Genomic DNA, 2,888 nt, shown 5'->3' with positions numbered 1-2,888 from the left:
GCCCGGGTGGCAGGCTTCGAGCTGCTCGGGCGACATGTAGGCCAGCGAGCCGCCGAAGTACGCCAGCGGGCTGGTGCCCTTGATGCGTTGGCTGGAGCTGACGTTGAAGTCGGCCAGCTTCGGAATCCCCTCGGCACTCAGCAACACGTTCGCCGGTTTGATGTCCCGATGCAGCACCCCTCGCTCGGAGGCGTGCTGAAGCGCGTCCGCGAGGCGGCAGCCCAGCCAGGCGACGGTCTCCGGCCACGTCAAGGAGGCGATCCGTGTTCGAACAGCGGATTCGGTGGGCCGCACCTCACCCTTGGCGGCAAGGACGCCGTCGACGGCATCGAGCAGCAGTTGCCCACTCCGGTGTTCCGCGGGTGTCGAGCGCAGTAGATGCACCACGTCGAGCAGCGTTCCCCCCGGTAGATACTGCATGTAGAGCAACTTCAGCTCGCCGTCGGCGATCAGTCGCTGGTCGTAGATGCGCACGATGTAGTCGTGATCCAACTGCGCGAGGGTCTGCGGCTCGATGCCGTGGTTGTGGGAAATCTTGACCGCGACGAGCCGCTGCATCGATTGTTGCCGCGCAAGATACACCTGGGCGAAGGCGCCGGACCCGATCCTCATCAGCAGGTCGAAGTCGTCGACGCGGTCGCCGACGTCGATGTTGCCGAGAACAACCTGTGCCCGCGGTCGAGCGATCATCGTGCTGCAGTAGTCATCCGTGAACTCCTCGGACCCGCGGCCGCCCGCCATGGTGGCAGCCTCGACGGCCATCGTCGCCGCATCGGCTTCGGGCGTACTGCGGCGCCGGGCGTGAAATTCCTCGTAGATCAACTCGGCGGGAAACGGTCCGTCCTGCAGTTCCGGGAACTCCGCTCGGTACTCGGTCAGTCGTTTGGGGAAGTCGTAGCGAAGCCAGCGGTATTCGAGGTCGATCTTGATCAGTTCGATCAGTATCGAACGTCGTTCTGCCGGTTCGCGGGGTAGGAATCCGGACAGGTCAGGCGGGGACCCGGACCCCCACGCGTCCGAAAACCGTGCCACGACGGTGGCCAGCGCTGTGCGGGTTCGTTCTGCGGATTCGACCAGGTCGGTCGGCTCGTACATCGGTTACTCGGAGTGCAGCCCCGGGCGATCACACGGCGGCTACGCGCGGTGCGGCGACGGGTCGTTGTTGCCCCACATTGTGTCCTTCCGCCGAATCTCCTCGCTCCAGGGTATCGCTCCGATGCGAGCGCACGGGCGGCAAAGCGGCGGTGACCGCACAGTCGTGGCGGAGCCTGGCCGAGAATTTGTCGGCACCTGCGCCGATGCGGCACTGAACCGTCCTGGACGAGGTGGAGACTCCTGATCTAACAAGGAGAATGCTGGTATGCCTGCACCGAAGAAGTACGACGCCGAGACCCAGGATCGCGCCGTCCGGATGTATCGGGACCGGATCGACGAGCACGGAGGCTCGAAGGTCGCAGCCCGTCGACATGTCGGCGAGCTGCTCGACATCGCGCCGGCCACGCTGAGGAACTGGATCGAGCGGGAGGAGAGCCGCCAGGCCCCCGGCGCATCGTCTTCGGCACCTGACGTGTCGGCCGAGGTCGCCAGACTTCGCCGAGAAGTAGCCGAATTACGCAGAGCCAACGAGATTTTGAAGACCGCGAGCGCGTTTTTCGCGGCGGCGGAGGTCGACCGCCGACTGCGGTGATCGTCGACTACATCGACGCCTACCGTTCCCGTTTCGGGGTCGACCCGATCTGTGCAGTGCTCACCGAGCACGGCATCAGCATCGCCCCGTCCACCTACTACAAGGCCAAGCAGCGCGGACCCATCTCGGACAACGACCTGGGCGAGGCGTACGCCGCCAACGCCGTGCACACGGTGTACGTGGCCAACAAGCGCCTCTACGGTGCCCGCAAGATCTGGTGGGCGATGAAACACGCCGGCCACGACATCGGGCGCGATCAGGTGGCTCGCCTGATGAAGATCTGCGGGATCCGCGGGGTGGTACGCGGCAAACGCCGCACGACCACCACCGAGCGCGACGAGCGGGCGCCACGGCACCCGGATCTGATCAACAGGAAATGGGGCACCCCGCACCGTCCCGATCAGTGGTGGGTCGCGGACTTTACGTACGTCTGGACACTCACCGGATTCGTGTACACGGCGTTCTGTGTCGACGTGTTCTCCCGCCGGATCCTCGGGTGGCAGGTGATGACATCCAAGACCACCGTGTTGGTCACCGGAGTGCTCGAGCAGGCGTTGTTCACCCGCAGGAGAACCGACATCCGTTTCACATCAACGGGTTTGGTGCATCACAGCGATGCGGGGAGCCAGGGCGGATTCAACCGGTCGTCGCAACACCGTGCCGTGAGGACGAGTGTACCTGTTCGGCAAACACTTCCGCTGGAGTTCTCCAACCGTGCACTTTCCGGGGGCGGTTGTTGAGCGCATCGGCGACCGCCTGAAGTTCACGGAAGTTGTATCGGGCCAGATCAGTTCCCTTCGGAAAGTACTGCCGCAGCAGACCATTGGTGTTCTCGTTCGTTCCGCGCTGCCATGGACTGTACGGATCGCAAAAGTAGACTCGGATACCCGTTGATGCCGTGAGCTCGGCATGACGCGCGAGTTCCTTTCCGCGGTCCCATGTCACGGATCTGCGGAGGTGCTCGGGCAACGGTGTCAGCGTCGCGGCCAGAGCATCACGAACGGACTCGGAACCATATCCGGACAGCGCCGGCCCGTTCTTCACCCTCGCCGCAGCCCCATAACCCGGTCGGCGCGGCAGGTGCAGTAACATCGTGAATCTGCTGGTGCGCTCGACCAGTGTGCCGATCGCGGAGCGGGTCAGACCGATGATGAGGTCGCCCTCCCAATGCCCCGGCGTCTTCCGGCTCTCGACCTCCTCC

General features: G+C 64.5%; 2 protein-coding genes, 1 pseudogene and 1 other annotated feature. Of the genes and pseudogenes, 1 reads left to right on the top strand and 2 read right to left on the bottom strand.

Annotated elements, in window-relative coordinates:
- Positions 1-1,095 (bottom strand): protein kinase domain-containing protein (locus AC1DWT_RS50625; protein WP_477926199.1); only part of this gene is annotated, 1,095 nt, incomplete at its 3' end.
- 265 nt (positions 1,096-1,360) lie between these two features.
- Here AC1DWT_RS50625 and AC1DWT_RS50620 point away from each other — a divergent pair.
- Positions 1,361-2,316 (top strand): annotated as a pseudogene (locus AC1DWT_RS50620) (IS3 family transposase); the annotation flags it as partial.
- Positions 1,645-1,776, top strand: a sequence feature (AL1L pseudoknot). (Overlaps the previous pseudogene by 132 nt.)
- A gap of 7 nt (positions 2,317-2,323) precedes the next feature.
- On the opposite strand, the gene AC1DWT_RS50615 reads toward AC1DWT_RS50620, so the two are convergent.
- Positions 2,324-2,888 (bottom strand): IS30 family transposase (locus AC1DWT_RS50615; protein ID WP_477926198.1); only part of this gene is annotated, 565 nt, incomplete at its 5' end.

It is taken from the genome of Rhodococcus sp. P4_B6 (genome assembly GCF_056402215.1).
The sequence above is the reverse complement of the archived record's forward strand: the minus strand, read 5'-3'. Positions and strand labels throughout refer to the sequence as shown.